This is a genomic window from Streptomyces lycii, assembly GCF_009735685.1.
Lineage (GTDB): Bacteria > Actinomycetota > Actinomycetes > Streptomycetales > Streptomycetaceae > Streptomyces > Streptomyces lycii.
Map to the genome: position 1 here is coordinate 33,260 of NZ_WHPN01000262.1, position 20,371 is coordinate 53,630.

General features: G+C 74.9%; 22 protein-coding genes. 7 read left to right on the top strand and 15 right to left on the bottom strand.

Annotated features, from left to right (window positions below):
- Positions 1 to 458: 458 nt before the first annotated feature.
- The 10 genes from GCU69_RS12065 to GCU69_RS12110 form a co-directional block, all read right to left on the bottom strand.
- Positions 459 to 884: a pyridoxamine 5'-phosphate oxidase family protein gene (locus GCU69_RS12065; protein ID WP_098753286.1), complete on the bottom strand. Its 426-nt coding sequence runs from the start codon at positions 882 to 884 to the stop codon at positions 459 to 461.
- Positions 885 to 1,087: 203 nt separating this feature from the next.
- Positions 1,088 to 2,083 carry a methyltransferase gene (locus GCU69_RS12070; protein ID WP_456243375.1) on the bottom strand — a complete coding sequence of 332 codons (996 nt, stop codon included), beginning with the start codon at positions 2,081 to 2,083 and terminating at the stop codon, positions 1,088 to 1,090.
- A gap of 906 nt (positions 2,084 to 2,989) precedes the next feature.
- A complete protein-coding gene (locus GCU69_RS12075; RefSeq protein ID WP_098754755.1) occupies positions 2,990 to 3,388 on the bottom strand; it encodes a cupin domain-containing protein in 399 nt (132 codons plus the stop codon).
- Between the two features lie 64 nt (positions 3,389 to 3,452).
- Positions 3,453 to 4,037, bottom strand: a complete 585-nt coding sequence (locus tag GCU69_RS12080; RefSeq protein WP_098754765.1) for a DUF488 domain-containing protein — start codon at positions 4,035 to 4,037, stop codon at positions 3,453 to 3,455.
- Positions 4,038 to 4,623: 586 nt separating this feature from the next.
- Entirely contained in the window at positions 4,624 to 4,953 is a 330-nt protein-coding gene (locus GCU69_RS12085; RefSeq protein WP_156206009.1) for a hypothetical protein, read from the bottom strand.
- A 366-nt stretch (positions 4,954 to 5,319) separates the two neighbouring features.
- Positions 5,320 to 5,589, bottom strand: a complete 270-nt coding sequence (locus GCU69_RS12090; protein ID WP_107644972.1) for a glutaredoxin domain-containing protein — start codon at positions 5,587 to 5,589, stop codon at positions 5,320 to 5,322.
- A gap of 251 nt (positions 5,590 to 5,840) precedes the next feature.
- Complete coding sequence (locus tag GCU69_RS12095) at positions 5,841 to 6,326, bottom strand: hypothetical protein (RefSeq protein WP_098754758.1); 486 nt, start codon at positions 6,324 to 6,326, stop codon at positions 5,841 to 5,843.
- 91 nt (positions 6,327 to 6,417) lie between these two features.
- A complete protein-coding gene (locus GCU69_RS12100) occupies positions 6,418 to 6,909 on the bottom strand; it encodes an RNA polymerase sigma factor (protein ID WP_268969285.1) in 492 nt (163 codons plus the stop codon).
- 89 nt (positions 6,910 to 6,998) lie between these two features.
- A complete protein-coding gene (locus GCU69_RS12105; RefSeq protein ID WP_098754760.1) occupies positions 6,999 to 7,406 on the bottom strand; it encodes a hypothetical protein in 408 nt (135 codons plus the stop codon).
- A 126-nt stretch (positions 7,407 to 7,532) separates the two neighbouring features.
- Positions 7,533 to 8,213: a hypothetical protein gene (locus GCU69_RS12110; RefSeq protein ID WP_328629992.1), complete on the bottom strand. Its 681-nt coding sequence runs from the start codon at positions 8,211 to 8,213 to the stop codon at positions 7,533 to 7,535.
- Between the two features lie 311 nt (positions 8,214 to 8,524).
- On the opposite strand from GCU69_RS12110, the gene GCU69_RS12115 reads away from it, so the two are divergent.
- Positions 8,525 to 9,865, top strand: coding sequence for an MFS transporter (locus tag GCU69_RS12115; protein WP_156206011.1), 1,341 nt, complete (start codon positions 8,525 to 8,527; stop codon positions 9,863 to 9,865).
- Positions 9,866 to 10,332: 467 nt separating this feature from the next.
- Here GCU69_RS12115 and GCU69_RS12120 read toward each other — a convergent pair whose 3' ends face one another.
- Positions 10,333 to 10,923: a TIGR03086 family metal-binding protein gene (locus tag GCU69_RS12120; RefSeq protein ID WP_098754762.1), complete on the bottom strand. Its 591-nt coding sequence runs from the start codon at positions 10,921 to 10,923 to the stop codon at positions 10,333 to 10,335.
- A gap of 74 nt (positions 10,924 to 10,997) precedes the next feature.
- On the opposite strand from GCU69_RS12120, the gene GCU69_RS12125 reads away from it, so the two are divergent.
- The 3 genes from GCU69_RS12125 to GCU69_RS12135 all read left to right on the top strand — a co-directional run bounded on the left by GCU69_RS12125 (position 10,998) and on the right by GCU69_RS12135 (position 13,140).
- Entirely contained in the window at positions 10,998 to 11,801 is an 804-nt protein-coding gene (locus GCU69_RS12125; RefSeq protein ID WP_098754763.1) for a DUF6597 domain-containing transcriptional factor, read from the top strand.
- 360 nt (positions 11,802 to 12,161) lie between these two features.
- Entirely contained in the window at positions 12,162 to 12,848 is a 687-nt protein-coding gene (locus GCU69_RS12130; protein ID WP_156206012.1) for an ArsR/SmtB family transcription factor, read from the top strand.
- A 67-nt stretch (positions 12,849 to 12,915) separates the two neighbouring features.
- A complete protein-coding gene (locus GCU69_RS12135) occupies positions 12,916 to 13,140 on the top strand; it encodes a hypothetical protein (RefSeq protein WP_156206013.1) in 225 nt (74 codons plus the stop codon).
- Positions 13,141 to 13,227: 87 nt separating this feature from the next.
- Here the strand turns inward: GCU69_RS12135 and GCU69_RS12140 are convergent, their stop codons facing one another.
- A complete protein-coding gene (locus GCU69_RS12140) occupies positions 13,228 to 14,208 on the bottom strand; it encodes a GlxA family transcriptional regulator (protein WP_098752062.1) in 981 nt (326 codons plus the stop codon).
- Between the two features lie 93 nt (positions 14,209 to 14,301).
- Between GCU69_RS12140 and GCU69_RS12145 the strand changes: the two genes are divergently transcribed.
- Positions 14,302 to 14,568, top strand: coding sequence for a hypothetical protein (locus GCU69_RS12145; protein WP_098752063.1), 267 nt, complete (start codon positions 14,302 to 14,304; stop codon positions 14,566 to 14,568).
- A gap of 36 nt (positions 14,569 to 14,604) precedes the next feature.
- On the opposite strand, the gene GCU69_RS12150 is transcribed toward GCU69_RS12145, so the two are convergent.
- Positions 14,605 to 15,993 carry a DUF445 domain-containing protein gene (locus tag GCU69_RS12150; protein ID WP_156206014.1) on the bottom strand — a complete coding sequence of 463 codons (1,389 nt, stop codon included), beginning with the start codon at positions 15,991 to 15,993 and terminating at the stop codon, positions 14,605 to 14,607.
- A 244-nt stretch (positions 15,994 to 16,237) separates the two neighbouring features.
- Between GCU69_RS12150 and GCU69_RS12155 the strand changes: the two genes are divergently transcribed.
- Complete coding sequence (locus GCU69_RS12155) at positions 16,238 to 17,542, top strand: SGNH/GDSL hydrolase family protein (protein ID WP_235978429.1); 1,305 nt, start codon at positions 16,238 to 16,240, stop codon at positions 17,540 to 17,542.
- 52 nt (positions 17,543 to 17,594) lie between these two features.
- Here the strand turns inward: GCU69_RS12155 and GCU69_RS12160 are convergent, their stop codons facing one another.
- Positions 17,595 to 18,347: a DUF1707 SHOCT-like domain-containing protein gene (locus GCU69_RS12160; RefSeq protein ID WP_156206015.1), complete on the bottom strand. Its 753-nt coding sequence runs from the start codon at positions 18,345 to 18,347 to the stop codon at positions 17,595 to 17,597.
- 254 nt (positions 18,348 to 18,601) lie between these two features.
- On the opposite strand from GCU69_RS12160, the gene GCU69_RS12165 reads away from it, so the two are divergent.
- On the top strand, positions 18,602 to 19,039 hold the full coding sequence (locus GCU69_RS12165; protein ID WP_098752066.1) for a VOC family protein: 438 nt from the start codon (positions 18,602 to 18,604) through the stop codon (positions 19,037 to 19,039).
- A 239-nt stretch (positions 19,040 to 19,278) separates the two neighbouring features.
- Here GCU69_RS12165 and GCU69_RS12170 read toward each other — a convergent pair whose 3' ends face one another.
- Positions 19,279 to 20,256 (bottom strand): ABC transporter ATP-binding protein, encoded by a 978-nt coding sequence (locus tag GCU69_RS12170; RefSeq protein WP_156206016.1) that lies wholly within the window; start codon positions 20,254 to 20,256, stop codon positions 19,279 to 19,281.
- Between the last annotated feature and the right edge of the window lie 115 nt (positions 20,257 to 20,371).

The following is a 20,371-nucleotide window of genomic DNA, read 5'->3' on the forward strand; positions in this document are numbered from 1 at the left end:
GCACACGCGGGGGAATGCCCGGCCGACCGGTGACCGGGGCCCGGGGAGGCGGCGTGGCAGCGTCGCGGGCCCCGGCCGCCGGCAGCGTCCGGGCCGCGGGGGACCGGCCCGTCCGCTGCCGTCAGCGGTGCGAACGGGCTGGCGGCTGACCGGGTTTGCACGGAAAGCGGGACCCGGCGGCACCACCGGCCGCACCGTTGAACCGGCGCCCTCCGACGGGCGCCGCGAGGCCGGAAGCACTGGGGGGTGCCCATGGCCACCGGTGGCAGGGGGTTTCGGGGAGGCGGCCTGGTCAGCCGTGGGACCCCCCGCCACCGGGCCGATCCGGGCCGCCCCGATCCGCCCTCTCCCGTCGCGGATTCGCCGCTTACCGCCGCTTCCCCCGCTTACCGTCGCGGTTCGCCGCCTTCCCGCCCGGTTCGCCGCCGGGGCCCGGCCGGGGCCGCCGCGGCTCCTGCTCAGACCTGGCCGAGGTCGGACGTGACCCAGCGCTGCGGACGCATGTGGAGGACGATCTGCTCCCCGTGGTCCTTCCAGGCGAACTCGACGTACGGCTCGACCTTCTCGGCGGGCAGGTAGCGCGCCGAGATCTGCCGCAGCCCCTCCAGGGTCGCGGGCTCGGTGCCGGTGACCGGGCCCTCCACCGACACGTAACGGATCGTCGGCTCCAGCCGGTCCACCATCAGCGAGAAACGGCCCGCCCGGGCGATCAGTTCCGCCTTGCGGGAGTCCTTCGCCGTCATGATCCAGATGTCGCCGCCGGGCTCGTACCAGTACCAGATGGGGACGGTCAGCGGAGCCCGTCCCTCCCCCGCGTCCACCGCCAGCGCGGCGATGTGCGGCTCGGCCAGGAACTCTTCGCGCTCTTCTCGGGTCAGTGCCACCTGTACTCCTTCGTACGGCTCCGTGCGACGGGCCTGCCTCGTGTGGACACTCGCACACAGCCTCGGCGGCGGCCACGATATTCCGCCTCCGGCGGCGCGCCCGTCCCCGTCCGGCGGCGCGCCCGTCCCCGTCCGGCGGCGCGCCCGTCCTCCTCCGGCGGCGCGCCCGCGTCACCGCGCAGGCCGCCGCCCCGCGCGCAGGCTCAGACCGCGGCCAGCTCCAGAAGGGCGACCGCGCCCGCGCGGTGCACCCCCAGGACCGTCAGACCGGCCGTCCGGGCGAGATCCGTCAGCGCGGGGACGTCGCGTTCCCGGCCGCCGAGGTACATGAGCATCCACATGTCCATCTCGGTGCTCGGCTCCTCGCCCTCGGCCCCGATGCGCTCCGCGACGAAGACCGAACCGCCCCGGCCCGCCGCCTCCGCGCAGCGGCGCAGGATCCGTACCGCGTCCCGGTCGTTCCAGTCGTGCAGCACCGACGACAGCAGATACCCGCCCGCACCCGCCGGGACCTCCTCGAAGAAGTCGCCCGCCACGGCGTCCGCGCGGTCCGCCAGCCCGGCCTCGGCCAGCTTCCTCCGGGCCCCCTCCACGGGGCCGGGCAGGTCGAACACGGTGCCCCGCAGGCCGGGATGGGCGCGCAGCACCGCGCCGAGCAGGGCGCCGCTGCCGCCGCCCACGTCGACGAGGTGCCCGGTCCGCCCCCAGTCGTACGCCGTCGCGACCAGCTGCGCCATCTCGCCGGTGAAGAACGCCATCGCCGCGTCGAACGACGCCGAGCGCTCCGGGTCGGCGGCCAGGTCCTCCCAGAAGGTCCGGCCGAAGTACGCGCTGAAAGCCGTCTCGCCCGTACGGATCGTGTGCGGCATCTCGACGACGGACAGCACGGCGCGCCCGACGGCGTTCGTGACGTCCAGCCGGGCGCGCACCATGTCCGGATGGTCGTCACGCAGGGCCTCGCCCTGCTCGGTGAGGGCGTACCGGTCGGGATCCGTGCCGACCCGGTCGAGGACACCGGCGTACGCCAGATGCCGCAGCATCCGGGCGAGGGCGTCGGGGTGCGCTTCCACGGCGGCGGCGAGCGCCGGCGCGGTGTCGGTGCCGGCCGCGATGTGGTCGGCCAGGCGGAGCGTCGCGGCGACGCGCACCGTCATGGGGGTGAGGATGTCCGCGGTCTCCCAGATCCCGGAGCCCCAGATCCCGGGGGTGCGGCCCTTGGACTCCGGCTCCGCCCTGTCCGGTACGGCTTCGCCCGGGGTGGCGGGGTCCGGGGCTGCGGGGTCGGGAGTCGCGGGGTCGGGGGATGCGGGATCGGGGGATGCGGGATCGGGGGTTGCGGGATCGGGGGTTGCCGGGTCCGGGGTCGCCGGGGTGGGGGGTGCGGGGTCCGGGGCCGCGGGATCGGGGGCCGCCGGTTCCGGAGTCCCCGGGGCCGGGACTGCCGGATCCGGGGTCGTCGGGCCCGGGACTGCCGGATCCGGGACTGCCGGGTCCGGGGCGTCTTCGTCCCGGGCCGCTTCGTCACCGGCTGCCGTTCGGGCCGGTATCGCCCGGTCCCCGGCGGCTCGGGCCGGGGGCGGTTCGGGCCGGGACCCTCGCCCGGCAGTTGATCCGGCCCCGGCTCCCCGGACCGGTATCGCTCCGTCCCCCTCCGAGGGCTCGTTCCCCGGCGCCTGCTGGGTTTCCGTCACCGCGCGCTCCCCTCGCTGGTCGATGTGGAGCCAAGCTAACCGGGCTGCCGGTGACCACAAGCCCGGGCGGACGGGCGGATCCGGCGGCGTACGCCAATGTGCGTAGGCGGAGACGAGGAGCGGTGGGTCCCAACCCCCGGGGGCGGGCCCGGTTCTCAGGAGCCGCGAGCCCCGGCCCCAGGGGCGGCGGCCCCGATCTCAGGGGCGGCGGGACCCGGCTCCAGAGCGGCGGGCCCGGTCTCAGGAGCCGCGGACCCCCGGCTCCAGGACGGCGGGCTCCGGGCTCAAGGGCGGCGGGCCCCGCTCTCAGGAGCGGCGGAGCCCCGGCTCCAGGACGGCGGGCTCCGGGCTCAAGGGCGGCGGGCCCCGCTCTCAGGGGCGGCGAGTCCCAACCCCGGCGGCGGGGCCCGGTTCTCAGGGGCGGCGGCCGATGCGCATCCCCGGACGGCGGCGGTGCACCGTCAGATACGACAGGCCGGCCTCTCCCGCGGTGAGGCTGCGGCTCGAACCGTGCGGCAGCCAGATCAGCCTGCCCTCGGCGAGACGGTGCGGGCCGTCCGAGCCGTCCAGCGTGCCGTCGCCCGCGACGACCAGGAACAGCACGTCCAGGTCCGGCTCGGCGTGCGTGTCCACCCGCTGCCGCGGCGGCAGGCGCACGACGTTGGCGTCGAGCTGGCGGCCGGGCTCGGCCAGCTTCCACAGGGCACCGGCGGCCGTTTCGTCCGCTCCGCCCCCGGTCGGCTCACGGATGTCGCACAGGTCGCGCGGTACGGGCGTCTCAGCCGGGTCCGGCTGCTCGGACGACGAGGTCACGGTGCTGCTCCTTCTCGCGCTTCATCCGGTGCCGGCCGCGTCGTTGCCGCCGCCGCCGGCCCCGTCATTGTCTCCTCCGGCCGCCGCGGTCCCCGCCACCGGGCCCGCCGGTCCCCTCGAGTACGTCGTAGACGAGCAGGCCGTCGTCCCGTACCCGGGCTCCGGGGGTCGGCGGATGGGCGGTCAGTCGCCCGTCGTGCGCCAGGTGGAGGGCCTCGGATCCCCGTGCGAGCACGGCGAAGTCGGCGATCAGCCGCCGGTGGCAGCGCCACCACACCGCCTCACCGCACATGACGGCCGTCCGGGCGGTGCCGGCCTGCCGCAGCAGCTCGTCCATGGCGGCGACGAAATCCGGGTCCCGGGTGTGGCCCGCGTAGCCGCGGAAGGAGGCGTTCTCCCAGAAGACGTCGGGTGAGTCCGGTGCCGCCTTGCGGAAGCCGCCGAGCCGCTTCTCCCACCGGTAGCCGAGGCCCTGCTCCGGCATCCACCGGCTCAGCGCCTCGCGGGCCACGTCCGGGTTCCGCCGGCTGCCGGGCGCGGTGCGGACGTCGACGACGGCCTCGACACCGGCGCCGTGCAGCAGCTCGGTCAGTTCCCCGCGCGCCAGGGTGCCGTGCCCGAAGGTCAGCAGCGGTGTGATCTTCTGCATGCCTGCCAGTGTGCCGCCGGCCCGGTCCGCCGCCGGGTCACCGTGCGGCCACCGGTGCGGCGAGTCGCCGTGGACCGTGCCCACCGCGGGTCGGCGACGGGCTGTTCCCACCCGGTCGGCGACGGGCCGCGGCACCGGTCGGGCACCGGTCCGCCGGGGCACCGTGGCGGGCTCCGCGTCGCCTGCGGCGGCCCCCGCTCCCGGGTCGGCGGGGCACCGGGTCGGTGAGGCTCGCACCCGGGTCGGTGAGGCTCGCCCCCGGGACGGCGGGGCCCTGGGTTGGCCCGGGCGCAGGTCGGCCCGGATCCCAGGTCGGCCGGATCCCAGGTCGGCCCGGTCCCGTGTCGGCGAGCCCCGCGTGCGGCCCCGCGTGCGCCCCCGTGGACGGGGCCCGTGGGCTGCCCCGTGGACGGGGCCCGTGGACGGGGCCCGTGGACGAAGCCCGTGGACGAAGCCCGTGGGCTGCGCGCCGTGGACGGGCCCGCTGCGGACAGCCCCGGGACGGGCCCCGAGTACGCTTCCTGCGGACTGCCTCCGAGAACGGCCCTCGCGCCCGCGCGAACGGCCCGCCGAGCCGAACGGCCGTCTACAGCGGCTGCCAGGTCCCGTCGCAGCACATGTAGAGCTTCTCCCGCACCGATCGCCCGAAGGCCGGTTCCGTACAGGTCTCGCTCGGGTCGATGGTCTCCACCTCCTCGCCCCCGATGGCGTACGCGGTGAGCGTGGAGTCCCCCGTGTCCCTGATCTCCCCCTGGTGCGAGTCGCAGGAGTCCGCCCACGCGTCCTCGAACTCGCCGACCGGCCCGGGGGACCGCTCCGCCACCGGCTCGTCCTCCGGCGCGGCCGCCGCGGCGTCGGGGGGCGGTGTCGTGTCGTACGGCACCGTGTTGGTGGCGCAGGCCCCCGTCAGCAGCACGGCGGCACAGACCGCCGACAGCAAAGCGGCCGCCCGCCCCGCGCGCCCGGCCGCTGACCGCCCCGCGCGCCCGGCCCTCGGTCCGCCGATTCCGCCCGTCATCCGTTCAACTCCCCCTCCGACGCCCCTCCGGACGCCTCTCCGGACGTCCGTTCCGCACGCCCTGCCTACGGCCTGTCGACGCGCCGTCCGTACGGCAACCCGTACGCGCCGTCCGTACGCCGCCACCCGTACGCGCCGGTACGCGCCGCCTTCCGTACCCGCCACCTTCCGTACGCGCCAAATCCGTACGCGCCGTCCTGGCGGCCCTCCCGGTGAACGGAGCCTGCGCGGGCCCGGCCCGCGCGGTCCCGCGCTTGGTGTCCTTCAGCTCCGGGCCTGCGGGGCACGTTCGCGCACGGCCCGCAGCAGCCGCCGGATCGACGGGTTCACCATCGCCTCACCGGCGACGGTCACCGTCGGCACGGTCTCGTTCCCGTCCGCGACCGAACGGACGAACGCCGCCGCGTCGGGGTCCTTCCAGATGTTCCTCTCGGTGCGCCGCACCCGCAGCAGCCGCAGTTGGAGCCGCAGCTTCATGCAGAAGGGGCAGCCGGGCCGCCAGTAGACGACCACACCGTCGCGATTCTCGTTCACAGTCCCACCCGTCTCCGGAAGCCGGGGTCCAGCGTAAGGGCGCCGGCTGCCCGGACGGGCCGGACGGCCCTGCCCGGCCGGGCCGAACGGCAGGCCCCGGGGCCGGGCGTGCGGGCCCGCAGGGTCCGGCCCTCCCCCTCTCGGGCCGGACCCGTCGGTCCCGTTCTCATCGGCCCGGCACTCCGTCCCCCGTACGGGTCCCGGTCCGTGTCCCGGATCGCGGCCCCTCCGCCGCCCCCGGAACCGTGCCGTCAGGTGCGTCCGGACGCGACCGTGACCGCGGCGGCGACAGTCAGCCCCGCGGTCGCGGCCGTGGCCACGATCCCCGTTTTCACCAGCCCCGGTCCGGGACCGGGCTCCCCCCGTGCGTCAACGCGCCGCGGCCTGACGAAGGCCGCCGCCTCCGACCCGAACGCGGCGACGATGAGCACGGCACCGAGCAGCACGCCCCAGGCGGAGCGCACCAGCGCGATGCCGGCGGTACCGGCGGCGACCGCCACCAGCGAGAGCAGCCTGGGCACCAGGCCCGGGGCCGGTGACGGGCCGCCGCCGGCCACCGTACGGTCGTCCGAGGGCTCCCCCGAGTCCTCGTCCGCGACCGCCAGCCTCAGGATCGCGGCCTTGGTGGCCGCCCAGTCCTCCTCGTCCCCCGTCTGGTGTTCGACTATGTCCGCGTCTGCTTTCCTCAGGTGCTGCACGAGGGCGTGATCCGTCCCCCGGCTCGGCACATTCGACATGCTTCCTCCGTGTATGGCAGCAGTGGGATCCCGATAGACCCCGGCCCGGGGTCACGGGCGGCCGGCGCCGCCCGTGACCCCGAAGCACGGCCTACCCGAAAGCGCCGTCGGCACGGTGCCGCTCGACCTTGGCCCTCGCGTTGCTGAAGGTGCCCCTCGCGTTGCTCACGCTGATGCCCAGGGCCACGGCTATCTCGGCATGGGGAAGTAACCAGACCTCGCGCAGCACGAACACGTCGAACTCCCGGGGCCCCAGCACCGACCGGAGGATCTCGACCGCGCTGCGGGCCTCGGCCGTCGTGACGGCCTTGAGTTCGGTGTCCTCGGCGAACAGCAGTTCGCTGTGCGCCGGGAGTTCCGCCACGGTGATCTCGCGTTTCCGCGCGCGGTAGTGGTTGACGATGTGGTTCCGGACGACACGCAGCCCGTAGCGGAGCGCCTCCTCCTCCGTGAGCCCCGACTTCTGCCACACCGCGACACAGCCGGTCTGGGCGATGTCCCGCGCGTCCGGCTCGTTCATGCCGCGGAACCGCGCGAAGCGCTGGAAGCGGGAGTAGAGCGTCTTGAAGCCCTGTTCCGAGATGCCCGGCGGCCCTGCCGGGCGGTGGGGCCCGGTGCGCCGCCGGAGCCGGCACCTTCACCGCCGGCGGGGGCGCCTCGCCCGATGCGTCGTCAGCCGGATCCGGTACCAGTTCTGTGGTCATGTGCGGTCCTCCTAGGTGCCGGAACGACGGGAATTCCGGCCTGACGGGAGGTACTCGTACGAGAGGGCGGAAACGCTCGGTCGGACACGCCCGCCGACTCGTCGCGCCAGGCGTCCGCGCGCGCCCTCCTGCGCTTCCGGACCTTCTTGGCGATCCAGCCGGTGGCCGCGTAGAGCGCGGTGGCGAGCGCGGCCCCGGCCGTGGTCATCGGTCCGTCCTGCACCATGCCGTACTGGTAGAGGGCCGTGACCAGACTGCCGGTCCCCAGGGCGGCCGTGACGGCCGCCCCGGTGGCGCAGCAGGCGTCGACGCGCCGGTCGATCCGGTCGAGCCGCCGTTCCATGGCTGCGTGCTCCGGGCGGGGGCAGAGGGACATCGCTACTCCTGGACTGTCTCGGTCCTGTGCGTCCGGCTCGGCTCGCCGGTTGCCCGGGAGATCGGTGCCGGAGCCCGAAGTGCGCAGTGGCGGCGCCAGGTGTGCTCCATGTCACGGCGGGAGGGTTCAGCCGGGGACGATCTCGCCGTTCTCGATGTGGAAGCGGTGGACGTCCGAGCAGCCGATGGACGGGGTGATCAGCAGGCTGACCGCGATCGGCGCGTCGCCCGCACTCGACGTGGAGAACTCGCAGACCGCGCCGCTGCCGGTCAGCGGGTACCAGAACCAGCCGCCGCGCTCGCCCACGACCACCCGGTCCTCCGGGATCCAGCCGCCGCCGTCGTGGACGAAGGTCGCGAGCCGGACCGTGGCGGCGGTCCCGTCCCCGGCGGAGCGGACGGCGGTCAGGGTGATGCGGCGGTCCTCGCCGAGGGTCGACGAGGCGATCAACTGCCGCTCCGGGGCGGCGGCGGGGCGCTGGTGGTCCGTCGCGGCCGCCGTCGGGGCGCCCGGCAGTAAGGTGGCGCCGCACAGCGCGGCCCCGGCGAGCGCGGTGAACAGCGGCCGGCGGGCCGCGGTGCGCATGGCGCGGCCGGCGAGCGGGGTACGGGCCGCCGCTCCACCGGGGGCCGGGGTGCCGGGGTTCGCCGTCGCGGTGCGGGAGTCCGCCGTGCCGGTGCCGGAGTTCGCCCTCGCGGTGCGGGAGTCCGCGCCGGCAGTGCGGGAATTCGGTGCTGTGGTCCGCGAGTTCGTCGTCGCGGTCCGGGCGTTCGTCGTGCCGGTGCGGGAGTTCGTCGTCGTCCTCATCGGTCTGTCCTTCCGGTGCGGGAGCGGCGGCACGGGCGGACGCATGTCCGTTCCGCCGGTAAAGCGCGCCTTTGCGCTCCTCCTCCGGGGAGACCCGCGGCGGACCGGTTCGGTTGCACGGACTCACCCGTCCGGCCCCGCGGCCGGCGCGCGGGGAGAGTCCCCGGAATCGACGCTGTTCGAACCGTTGACCCGCCCGCACACCACTCCTAGTGTTTCCGCCGTTCGGCGTTCGATATAGCAGATGTCATTCGCAATACCGAACAACGTACGGGGCGTCAGAGCACAGGGAACGTCGAGGGAGCCGCGCGATGGAACAGGCAGTGATCCGCAAACTGACCTGGAGGTTGCTGCCGTTCCTCGGCCTGCTCTATGTGATCGCCTACATCGACCGGTCCAACGTCGGTTTCGCCAAGCTGGAGCTCCAGGCCGAACTCGGCGTCAGCGCCACCGCCTTCACCCTCGGGCAGGTCTTCTTCTTCACCGCGTACGCCATCTTCGAGGTGCCCAGCAACCTCGTCCTGCACCGGGTCGGCGCCCCGCGGTGGATCGCGCGCATCCTGCTCACCTGGGGCCTGATCACCATGGCCACCGCGCTGGTCACCACCACCTGGCAGTTCTACGCCGCCCGCTTCCTGCTCGGCGCCGCCGAGGCCGGTTTCTTCCCCGGCGTGCTCTACTACCTCGCGCGCTGGTTCCCGGGCAACCACCGGGCCCGCGCCATCGGCTTCTTCATGCTCGCCGCCCCCGTGTCGTTCATCCTCGGCAACCCGGTCATGGGGCTGCTGACGGACCTCGGCGGCACCTGGGGCATGGCGGGCTGGCAGTGGGTGTTCGTCGCCACCGGGCTGCCCGCCGTGCTGATCGTGCCCGCCGTGCTGACCCTGCTGCCGCGCGACCCGCACTCCGCGGGCTGGCTGACCGCGCCCGAACGCTCCTGGCTGACCGGGGCCCTGGCCGACGGCGAAGCCGCCGCGGGCCGCCAGCCGCACAGCACCCTCGCCGTGCTCCGCGACCGGCGGGTGCTGACCGCCGCCGTCTTCTTCCTCGCCTTCCCGCTGTCCACCTACGGGCTGTCCTTCTGGCTGCCCAGCATCATCGACGCCTTCGGCGGCCTGTCCGGCGCCGCTGTCGGGCTGATCTCGGCGCTGCCGTACGTCTGTGTGGCGGCCGGACTCGTCGTCGTTCCCCGGCTGGTGGCCCGGCACGACGCGCCGTACGCCTGGCTCGCCGCGATGCTCGCCCTCACGGTCGCCGGCCTGGCGGTCACCACGCTGGCCTCGTCGCCCGTCGTCCAGATGCTCGGGCTGTGCGCCGCCGCGGTCGGCGGCTTCGCGGCGCAGCCCGCCTTCTGGGCACTGATCCCCCGCTTCCTCGCGGGTGCGGCCGCGGCGGCCGGGATCGCGGCGGTGAACGCGATCGGCAACCTGGGCGGCGGCTTCGGACCGCTGGGCATCGCCGCCGTCGTGGACCGTACGGGCAACGCGCTGACCGGAATGCTGTTCCTGCTCGCGGTGGCGGCGGCGGGCCTGGCCGCGGTGCCGGTGCTGCGCCGGGTCCTCGGCGACGGTCCCGCCCGTGCGGACCGGGCGGACCGGGCGGACCGGGCGGCGGGCACGGAGACCTCGGCCGGGACCCCGGCCGAACACTGACCCGGTTCCGGCCCCGCGCGTCCGGCGCGCGGGGCCGGGGCCGGCACCACCGCCGAGGCAGGCGCCTCCGCCGAGGCCGGGCCACCACCGCCGGGGCCAGCGCCGCCGCCGCGGACCACAGGGACCAACGGCACGGCCGGGGACCAGCGGCACGGCCGGGAACCAACGGCACGGCCGGGAACCAACGGCACGGCCGGGAACCACCGTCACGAACGCGGGCCGCCGCCCCGGACCGGGGGACAGACCCGGGCCAGGGGACAGACCCGGGCCGGGGGACAGACCCGCATCGGGAGCATGCCCGGACCGTGGGGCAAGCCGGGATCGGGAGCAGATCCGGACCGGGGAGCAGACCCGGCCCGTGGGGCAGACCCGGCCCGGGGAGCAGGCCCCGGGCCCCCTTCGGCCACGAGTCGCCACGAGTCGCCACGAGTCGAGTCGCCGGGCGGGCCCGCGGAGCCGCCCGGGGCTCAGACCGCGGCCGGCCGCCAGCCCGGGTCACGCCCGATGAACCCCAGCAGCCGGTCGAAGCGCGGCGCGCTCTCGGGCACCGGTACGGGCTCACCGAAGGCGCCCCTCTTCCGCCCCGTCGGCGCCATCGTCGCGGCCAGCGCCTCCACGTCGTCCAGGACCGCGGGGTCCGGCTCCTCGAAGTCCAGGCCGGTGGCCCGTGACAGGTCCCAGGCGTGCACCGTCAGGTCGATCACGGCCATCGAGCCGACCGTACGGGCCGGAAGCTGGAGGGAGCCGATCCGGCCGTCCTCGGCGCCGGGCTCCGACCACGCCGCCGCCAGCCGCTTCGACTCCTCCTCGAAACGGGCGCGCCAGTCACCTCCCGCGCCCAGATGGTCGGGGGTGGCGGAGAAGTCCGCCTCCCGCTTCGCGGCCAGGTCCTGGAAGCTGACGACCACATGCGTCAGATGGTTCAGCAGCGCCCGCACGTCGTACTCGGCGCAGGGCGTCGGCAGCCCGAGCATGTCGTCGCGCACTCCGCGCACCACCGGTACGGCGCGCGCGGCCGCCCGTTCGATGAGTTCGCCGGTCCTCGTCGTCGTAGTCATGTGCGCGACGCTACGCAGACGGGGCGGGCCGCGGCTTGAAAAAACGCGACACGCGACGGCTTAGGATCGGCGCCATGGCAGGTCCGCGGCGCGACACGCGGGGCATCGTCGACGCCCCGGAACTCTTCGCGCGGGTCCGCTTCCGGCGCCGCGAGCCGGCGGTGCCGCTGCGGCCGTATGTGGAGCTGTACTGGCTGATCGACTGGGACCTGCCAGAGCCGTACGTCACGCACGTGGTGCCGCACCCCAGCGTGAACCTGGTCTTCCAGCGCCACGGTGCCGCCGCCCCGGCGTCCGGCGAGGTCGCGGGCATCGGGCTGGAGCTGTTCACGCAGAAGCTGGCGGACGCCGGGCGGGTGTGCGGTGTGCAGTTCCGGCCGGGCGGCTTCCGCCCGTTCGCGCCGGACGCGCCGGTGTCCCGGTGGACCGGCCGGCGGCTGCCGCACACCCACGTCTTCCCCGGTACGGACGCCGCCCCGGCGGACGTCCTCGAACCGGCGGACGAGGACGAGCGGGTCGCCGCCCTGGACGCCTTCCTGCTGGCGCACGGCCCGGTCCCGGACCCGCGGGCGGAACTGGCGGTGGAGCTGGTGCAGCGGATCCGCACCGACCGCACGATCCGCCGGGTCGCGGACTTCGCCCGCACGGAGGGCGTGTCGGTGCGCTCGCTCCAGCGCCTCTTCGCGGCGTACGTCGGCGTGAGCCCGAAGTGGGTCCTGCTGCGCTACCGGATCCACGAGGCCATGGAGCGGGCGGAGTCCGGCACGGAGGTGGACTGGCCGGAACTCGCGGCGGAACTCGGCTACAGCGACCAGGCCCACCTGGTCCGCGACTTCACGGCGACGGTCGGCGTCCCGCCGACGGCCTACGCCCGCTGACACCGATCCTCCCCGTGCCGTCGTCGGGCACCTTCCCCTGCCGTCGCCGGGCGCCTTCCCGTGCCGTCGTCGGGCACCTTCCCCTGCCGTCGCCGGGCGCCTTCCCGTGCCGTCGCCGGGCGCTTCGCGTTCCGCGGTGACGACCGCGGTCACGCCCCACGGTTCACGGCCGCTGTCACGCCCCACGGTTCGCAGCCACGTTCGCGGCCGCGGTCCGCGGCCGCGAACACCCTGCCCGGCGCCCGGACTCCGGCACCGGCCCCGGCGCGCACGGCGGCTTCGACAACCGGCCCCAGGATGCAAAGACTTCATTGCACAGAACCCCTTGCAAAGCAGTCTTTGCATCCTTAGTCTGACCGCATGAGCGAGCGCGAAGCCGAGTCCGGCACCCACGACGGACACACGACCGGGGGCCGGGCGGAGGCCGAGGAGGTCCTGTCACTCGACCCCCGGTCGCTGCGCGGACTGGCCCACCCGCTGCGGATCAGGCTGCTCGAAGCGCTGCGCGAGCACGGCCCGGCCACCGCGTCCCGGCTCGCCGCCCGGCTCGGCGAGTCCAGCGGCGCGACCAGCTACCATCTGCGGCAGCTCGCCGCGCACGGCTTCGTCGTGGACGACCCGGAGCGGGGCACCGGCCGTGAGCGGTGGTGGAAGGCGGCCCACCGGGGCACGAAGATCGACCGGCTCGACGCGTTCATGCGGCACACCGACCCGGCGGTGCGCGGAGCGATCAGCACGCTGATGCACGAAGTGGCGACCATCCACGCGCAGGAGCTGAACACCTGGCTCGGCACGATGCACGACTGGCCCGAGGAGTGGCGCAGCGTCTGGGAGTTGAGCGACTACTCGCTGCGGCTCACCCCGGACCTGGCCCGGGAGATGGCGGCGGAGCTGCACAACGTCGTCGAGGGCTACCGGGCCAGGGCGGTGACGCGCGAGGAGACGGGGTCGGCGCCGGTCCGGGTCCATGTGCACGCCTTCCCGCGCGCGGAGGGGCAGCAGGCCACACCGGACCGCGGCACCGTCCGGCCCCCGGAAGCGGACTGACCCCGCGACAGCACCCGGCCCGCGGGCGTGCGACCGCCGCCGGCCCGACATCCCTGGAGGCCCCGCCATGCACAGCGACATTCATCTGCACTTGCACCGCTTGCGAGCCGCCGAACTCCGGCACGAGGCGCGGACCGCCGCCCGCCCGGACCGCCGCCCGCACGCCGCACGCCCCCGCCCCCACGCCCCGTTGCTCGCGCTGCGGCACCGCCTCGGCTGGGCCCTGGTCGAGGCCGGTCTGCGGCTCGTACAGCCGGCGGGGCGGCGGATTGCCCGGCGCGCGCTGCCCTGACGCCGCCCCGCCGGTTCGGGTCCCGGGGCGGGCGGATCGCCCCCGCACGCCGCCCGGGCGCGCCAGGGGCGGGGCGTTCTCCGCCGGTCACCCGCCCACAGCCGCCGCCTCCGCCGGGCCGCGGAAGGTGCGGCGGTAGCTGTGCGGTGTGGTGCCGAGCCGGCGCAGGAAGTGGTGGCGCAGCGCCGGCGCGTCACCGAAGCCCGCGCGGGCCGCGACGGCGTCCACCGTCAGGTCCGTGTCCTCCAGCAGGTGCTGGGCGTGCAGCAGCCGCTGGCCCAGCATCCACTGGTACGGGGTCGTACCCGTCTCCTGCCGGAAGCGGCGCGCGAAGGTGCGGGCCGACATGTGGGCGCGCTCGGCGAGGCGGCCCACGGTGACCTCCTCCTCCAGGTTTTCCTGCATCCAGCGCAGCGAGTCGCCGATGGCGTCACCGGTCTCCTCGCGGGGCAGCGGGTGTTCGACGTACTGGGCCTGCCCGCCCTCCCGGTGCGGCGGCACGACCATGCGCCGGGCGATGGCGTTGGCCACCTTGCTGCCCTGTTCGCGGCGGACCAGGTGCAGGCAGGCGTCGATGCCGGCCGCCGTGCCGGCGGAGGTGACGACCGGGCCGTCCTCGACGTACAGCACGTCGGGCTCCAGCCGGGCGGCCGGGTACCGCCGGGCCAGTTCGTCCGTGTGGAACCAGTGCGTGGTGCAGCGCCGCCCGTCGAGCAGTCCGGCGGCCGCGAGCACGAACGCGCCCGAGCACACGCTGAGCACCCAGGCGCCGCGGTCCACGGCCCGGCGCAGCGCGTCGAGCAGTTCGCCGGAGAACTCCCGGCCGGCGTAGTCGCGGCCCGCCGGGACGGCGATGAGGTCCGCGGTCTCCAGCCGGTCGAGACCGTGCGGGGCGCCGATGGTGAAGCCGGGGTTGGCCCGGACGGGGCCCGGTTCGGCGGCGACCATGGCGAAGTCGTACACAGGGAGCCCCTGCTCGCTGCGGTCCATGCCGAAGACCTCGGCGACCACTCCGAGTTCGAAGGCGTTGACCCCGTGGGTGAGCGGGACGGCCACGTTCTTCAGCATGCTGACAGTGTGGCACCGATCTGGCAGTAATTCGATGGTGGGCGACAGTGCTGCCACTGCCGGGCGGCTCCCGGGGCGGCCAGAATTATGGACATGGAAACAGCACTCAGCACATTCCTGGACATTGTCGCCCTCGTCTCCCTGCTGGCCCTCTTCCTCCTCCCGGCGCTCGTCGGGGCGGTCCGCGACCACCGCGTCGACCGGCAACTGCGGGACGCCGAGCAGGGCCGGGACCGCCGCACCGGCGTCCTGGTCACGTACGACCTGGCGTACGGGCCGCACCGGGACCGGGTGCGCCGGGCCGGCACCCGCCGCACCCGCCGCCCCACGCCGCCGGCGCGCGGTCCCCGCGCCGCCTGAACACCCGGGGCGCCGGGGACGCCGGACGGAATCCCCCTACGCCCCGAGCGCCCGGCTCACCGTGTGGATCAGCAGCCCGGCCAGCGCCCCGACCACCGTGCCGTTGATCCGGATGAACTGGAGGTCCCGCCCGATGTGCGCCTCGATCTTCTTCGAGGTGTGCTCGGCGTCCCAGCCCGCGACGGTCTCCGTGATCAGTGACGTGATCTCGTCCCGGTACGTCGTCACCACGTGCACCGCCGCGTCCTCCAGCCAGCCGTCGACCTTGCCCTGGAGCCGTTCGTCCGACGCCATCCGGCGGCCCAGCGACAGCAGGCCGGCGCGGGCGCGGGTGCGCAGCTCGCTGCGCTCGTCCTCCGCCGCCGACACGACCATCCGGCGCACCGCGTTCCAGGCGGATGCGATCAGGTCCTGCACCTCGTCCCGGTTCAGGACCTCCGTCTTCAGCCGCTCGACCCGGGCGCGGGTGTCCGTGTCGGACTGGAGGTCCTGCGCGAAGTCGGTCAGGAAGCGGTCGACGGCACCGCGCGCCGGGTGGTCGGGGACGTCCCGCATCTCGGTGACGAAGCGCAGCAGCTCCTTGTAGACCCGGTCACCGACCTTGCGGTCCACGAAGCGCGGGGTCCAGCCGGGCGCGCCGCCGGTCACCGCGTCCATCACCGAGTCGCTGTGCTCGACGAGCCAGTCGTGCGCCCGGACGCACACCAGGTCGACGACCTTGCGGTGCCCGCCGTCCGCGACGATCTTGTCGAGCATGCCGCCGATGCCCGGCGCGATCTCCTGCGCCTCGGCGCGCCGCGTCACCGCCTCGCCGACGACGGCCTGCACGTCCGCGTCGCGCAGCACGGTCAGCGCGCCCCGCAGCGCGGTGGACAGCTCGGCCGTGACGCGTTCGGCGTTGGCGGGCTCGGCCAGCCAGCCGCCGAGCCGGCTGCCGATGCCGACGGCGCGCAGCCGCTCCCGTACGACGTCGGAGGAGAGAAAGTTCTCCCCGACGAAGTCGCCGAGGCTGCGGCCGAGCGTGTCCTTCTTCGTCGGGATGATCGCGGTGTGCGGGATCGGCAGGCCCAGCGGGTGCCGGAAGAGCGCCGTCACCGCGAACCAGTCGGCGAGCGCGCCGACCATGCCGGCCTCGGCCGCCGCCGCGACATAACCCGCCCACGCCCCGGCGCCGGCGCTGCCCGCCCACTCCGCGAGCGCGTAGACGACCGCGACCAGGACGAGCATCCCGGTCGCGATCGTCTTCATCTGCCGTACGCCGCGCCGCTTCTCCTCGTCGGCGAGGCTGAACACACCGGGCCCGCGCGCCCCCCTCGGCGCCTTCTGCCCGGCGGGCGCGGCGGTGTCGGCGGCCGTTCCCGCCGGGCCGGGCCGCCGGGGGCCCGGCCGGCCGGACGCCGGTTCATCCACGTTCGTACGTTCCATCCACTCCACCCGTTCGCGCCGGTCCCCCACTGCATTGTCCCTGAGTGCCGCGTCGATGGAACGAACAGCGCCCGCACCGCGTCCTGAAGTGCGGGGCCGGTACCCGGCCGCCCGCCGGGCCTTGATCCCAGCATGGGACCATGGAAGTGTCCGCCGAGTGCGCCGACGTCGCCGCCGCCGGCCGGACCCCTTCGCGTCGTACCCCGGAGCCTTGGGCTCCCCTGTCCGAGGAGACAATCCGAGCGTGGCCAAGCGGAACGGTTATGCCCTGCTCGCCGCGCTGGCGGCCGTGGTGGTGCTCGTCTCCACCGCGATCTTCGTCAGTGCCGGCGGCAGGGCCTCGGGCGGCAGCGACGACAGCTCCCGGCGGCCCGGTGAGCAGCAGGGCGGCGCGGCACCCGCCGTCACCGGCAACTGGGTCGGCACCTGGGCGGCGTCGGCGGCCGCTCCCGAGCCCAACACCCTGAACGGCTGGACCGGGATGTCGATCCGGAACGTCGTCCACACCAGCATCGGCGGCACCGCGGCACGCGTCCGGCTCTCGAACCTCTTCGGCACCCGGCCGCTCGTCATCAGCCACGCCACCATCGCGCTCGCGTCGGCGCCCAGCAGCCCGACGGCGGAGCCCGGCACCATGCACCGGCTGACGTTCTCCGGACGCACCACGGTGCGCATCCCCGCCGGCCGGCACGTCGTCAGCGACGCGGCGCGGCTGACCGTGCCGCCCACCGCCGACCTCCTCGTGACGACGTATTCACCGTCCCCGTCGGGACCGGCCACCTACCACCCGACGGCGCGGCAGACCTCGTACGTCGCGAAGGGCGACCGGGCCGGCGACATGGCGGGCACCGCCTACACGGGGCAGAGCCCGTACTGGCGCTACGTCACCGCCGTCGACGTCCGCAACAGCGAGGCGCAGGGAGCGGTCGTCACCCTCGGCGACTCCATCACCGACGGCGTCACCTCCACCACCGGGGCCAACCGCCGCTGGCCGGACTTCCTGGCGCAGCGGCTGCGCGACGAGCAGGGGGCGCCGTACTACGGCGTGCTGAACGAGGGCATCAGCGGCAACCGGATCCTCGTCGACGGCAGCGGTCCGAGCGGGCTGTCCCGGATCGACCGGGACGTGCTGTCGCACAGCGGGGTGCGGGCCGTGGTCATCCAGCTCGGCGTCAACGACATCCTGAGGCTGCCGCACCAGCTCGACGCGGACCGGATCGTCGAGGGTCTGCGGCAGCTGACGCAGAAGGCGCACGGGCGGGGCCTGAAGGTCGTCGGCGGCACGCTGATGCCGTTCGGCGGGCACCGCGGTTTCAGCGAGCGGACCGAGGCCACCCGGCAGCAGGTCAACGCGCAGATCCGGGCGGGCGGGGTGTTCGACGCGGTCGTCGACTTCGACGAGGCCCTGCGCGACCCGTCCGCGCCGCACCGGCTGCTGCCCGAATACGACTCCGGGGACCATCTGCACCCGAGCGACGAGGGCTACCGCGCGATGGCCCACGCCCTGGACCTGGACATGCTGAAGGGCTCGGCTCCGGCCAAGCTCTGACCGCCGGGGGCCGGCGGGCGTCGGTGGTCCGGGGCGGGGACCGCGGACCGCGTCAGTGCGGCTCCCCGCGGTCCCGCTTCTCCGGCCCGCGCTCCCCCTTGCCCTCCAGCTCCCGGCGCCTGCGCTCCTCCTTGAGCCGCTTGCGCTCCGCCTTCGGCAGCTTGCGGATCACGCCCACGCCGCCCCAGAAGGCGAACCCGGTGACCACGACGCGGGGCGCGCCCGGCACCGGAAGCTCGTGGTCGTCCGCACCGCTCTGGTCGAAGCCGCCCATGATCCCGATGCCCCGGACGTCGACCTCCACGCCCGGCGGGACGACGACCGAGGCCCCGCCCATGACCGCGAAACAGCGGATGACGACCTCGCGGTCCTCGAAGCGGGCGTCCCGCAGGTCGATTTCGCCGCCGCCCATCACGGTGACGGCCGTGAAGCGGCGCGGCACGACCCAGCCGCCCTTGCGCTGGAAGCCGCCCAGGATCCCGACGCCGTACGTGGAGCTGGGCCGGCCGCCGATCCGCTCGGACCAGCGCGCCGGGGAACCGGCGGCGCGCCGGTCGGCGGGCAGCGGCGGCGCGACGGGCGGGCCGCCCGGCACGGGCAGATCCCGGGTGAGCGGTTCCAGCTCGCCGTACGTCCGGGACGTGTAGGCGGCATCCAGACGCTGGTCGAACTCGTCCATGTCCAGCCGCCCCTCGGCCAGCGCCTCGCGGAGCACCTCGACGACCCGCTCACGATCGGCGTCCGAGGCCCGCAACTCGGGCAGTCCCAAGGGTTCGGCGGGTTCGGAGGGGGGTTCGCTCGTCATGGTCCACACCCTACGCAGCCGGCCCCGCCCCGGGGGGCGGGCTCGCGAGTCACAGCTCGGGCTCCGTGCGGGCGGATACGGGGCGTCCGGGGGCGGGTTCGAGCCTCGCCGGCCAGGGCCGGGCTCCGCCCGCGGCACCGAAAACGGTTGTCCGGCGGCCGGTTCGCGCGCGTACAGTCCGCCCCGTCGGCACGGCGGCCACCGGCCCGCGGTACCGGCCGCCGCAAGCGGGTCACCAGCCACGGGGAGAGCACATGACGTCGTTCGTCCGGCACATCACCTTCGACTGCGCACCGCCCCACGAGCCGTACGACGTGGCCCGCTTCTGGAGCGGTGTGCTCGGCCGCCCGGTCGACCCGGTGGACGAACCGGGCGACGACGAGGTGGCCCTGGAGGTGCCGGAGGGGCAGCCGACGCTGCTGTTCGTGCGGGTGTCCGGGGAGAAGACGCTGAAGAACCGGGTCCACCTCGACCTGCGGCCGGACCGGCCGCGCGACGAGGAGGTGGAGCGCGTCGCGGCGCTGGGCGGCACGATCGTCGACGACCGCCGCAACCCGGAGGGCGGGGGCTGGGTGGTCTTCGCGGACCCGGCGGGCAACGAATTCTGCATCGAGGGCAGCGCGGAGGAGCACGCGGAGGCGGAACGCGCGTACTGGGCGGCACGCGCGGGAGAGCGCCCCGGCGACGCCTGACCCGCCGGGCCGCCGGGCGCGACCGGCTTCCCGGTCTCCCGGCTTCCCGGCGCGGGACCGGCTTCCCGGCTGTTTCCCGGCTTCCCCGCCGTTGCCCGGCTGCTTCCCGGATTCCCGGAGCGCACCGCGTTCCCGCGGCTCACGCCGCCCCGTCGGCCCCGGCAGCGCGACGGCAACGGCTGCCGGTGATCCGGGCGTGCCAGACTCCGCCGCTGCGGCAGCGCCCCCGCCCCACCCCGTCAAAGGGCCGCCCCCTCCGCGTACATCTTCGCGATGACCTCCTCGATCGCCGGTTCCCGGACCGACAGGTCCACCAGCGGGTAGTCCGCCGCCACCGCCGCGACGACCGGCGCCGCGCTGCCCGTCGCCGGGAACGCGAGCCACTGGCGCGGGCCCTCGGCCCGGGTCACCCGGACGTCCGGGAGCGCCGGGAGCGAGATCGGCGGCAGTTCCCGCTCCAGGTCGACGACCAGGACCCGTTCGCTGCCGCCGACCGCGTGCAGGCCGTCCAGCCCGCCGTCGTACATCACCCGCCCGTGGTCGATCACCATCACCCGGCGGCACAACTGCTCGATGTCGCTGAGGTCATGGGTGGTGAGCAGCACCGTGGTGCCGCGCTCGGTGTTGATGTCGGCGAGGAACTGCCGCACCTTCGCCTTGCTGATGACGTCCAAACCGATGGTCGGCTCGTCGAGGTAGAGCACCTCCGGGTCGTGCAGCAGGGCCGCCGCGATGTCGCCGCGCATCCGCTGGCCCAGCGACAGCTGCCGTACGGGGACGTCCAGCAGCGCGCCCAGGTCCAGGAGTTCCACGCAGCGGTCGAGGTTCTCCCGGTAGCGGCGGTCCGCAATCCGGTACATCCTGCGCACCAGGGCGTACGAGTCGCGCAGCGGCAGGTCCCACCAGAGCGTGGTGCGCTGGCCGAAGACGACGCCGATGCGGCGGGTGAGCCGGGTGCGGTCGCGCGAGGGGTCGATGCCCGCGACCCGCAGCCGGCCGCCGCTGGGCACCAGGATGCCGGTGAGCATCTTGATGGTGGTCGACTTCCCGGCCCCGTTCGGGCCGATGTAGCCGACCATCTCGCCGCGCGGCACGGTGAAGGAGATGCCGTCGACCGCACGCACCTCCCGCTTCTCGCGGCGCAGCAGGCCCGCGCGGCGGCGCACCTGGAAGACCTTCTCGACGTCCTCCAGTTCGATCAGATGCGCGCTCTCCACGGTCCCCGTCCCTCCGTCGGTTCGCCGCCCCGGTGTGAGGGCCCGTCCACGGGGCCGGTCCGGGCGGCACCGCACATTGTTGCCGACGGCCGGCCCGGCGCAATCGATTACTTCC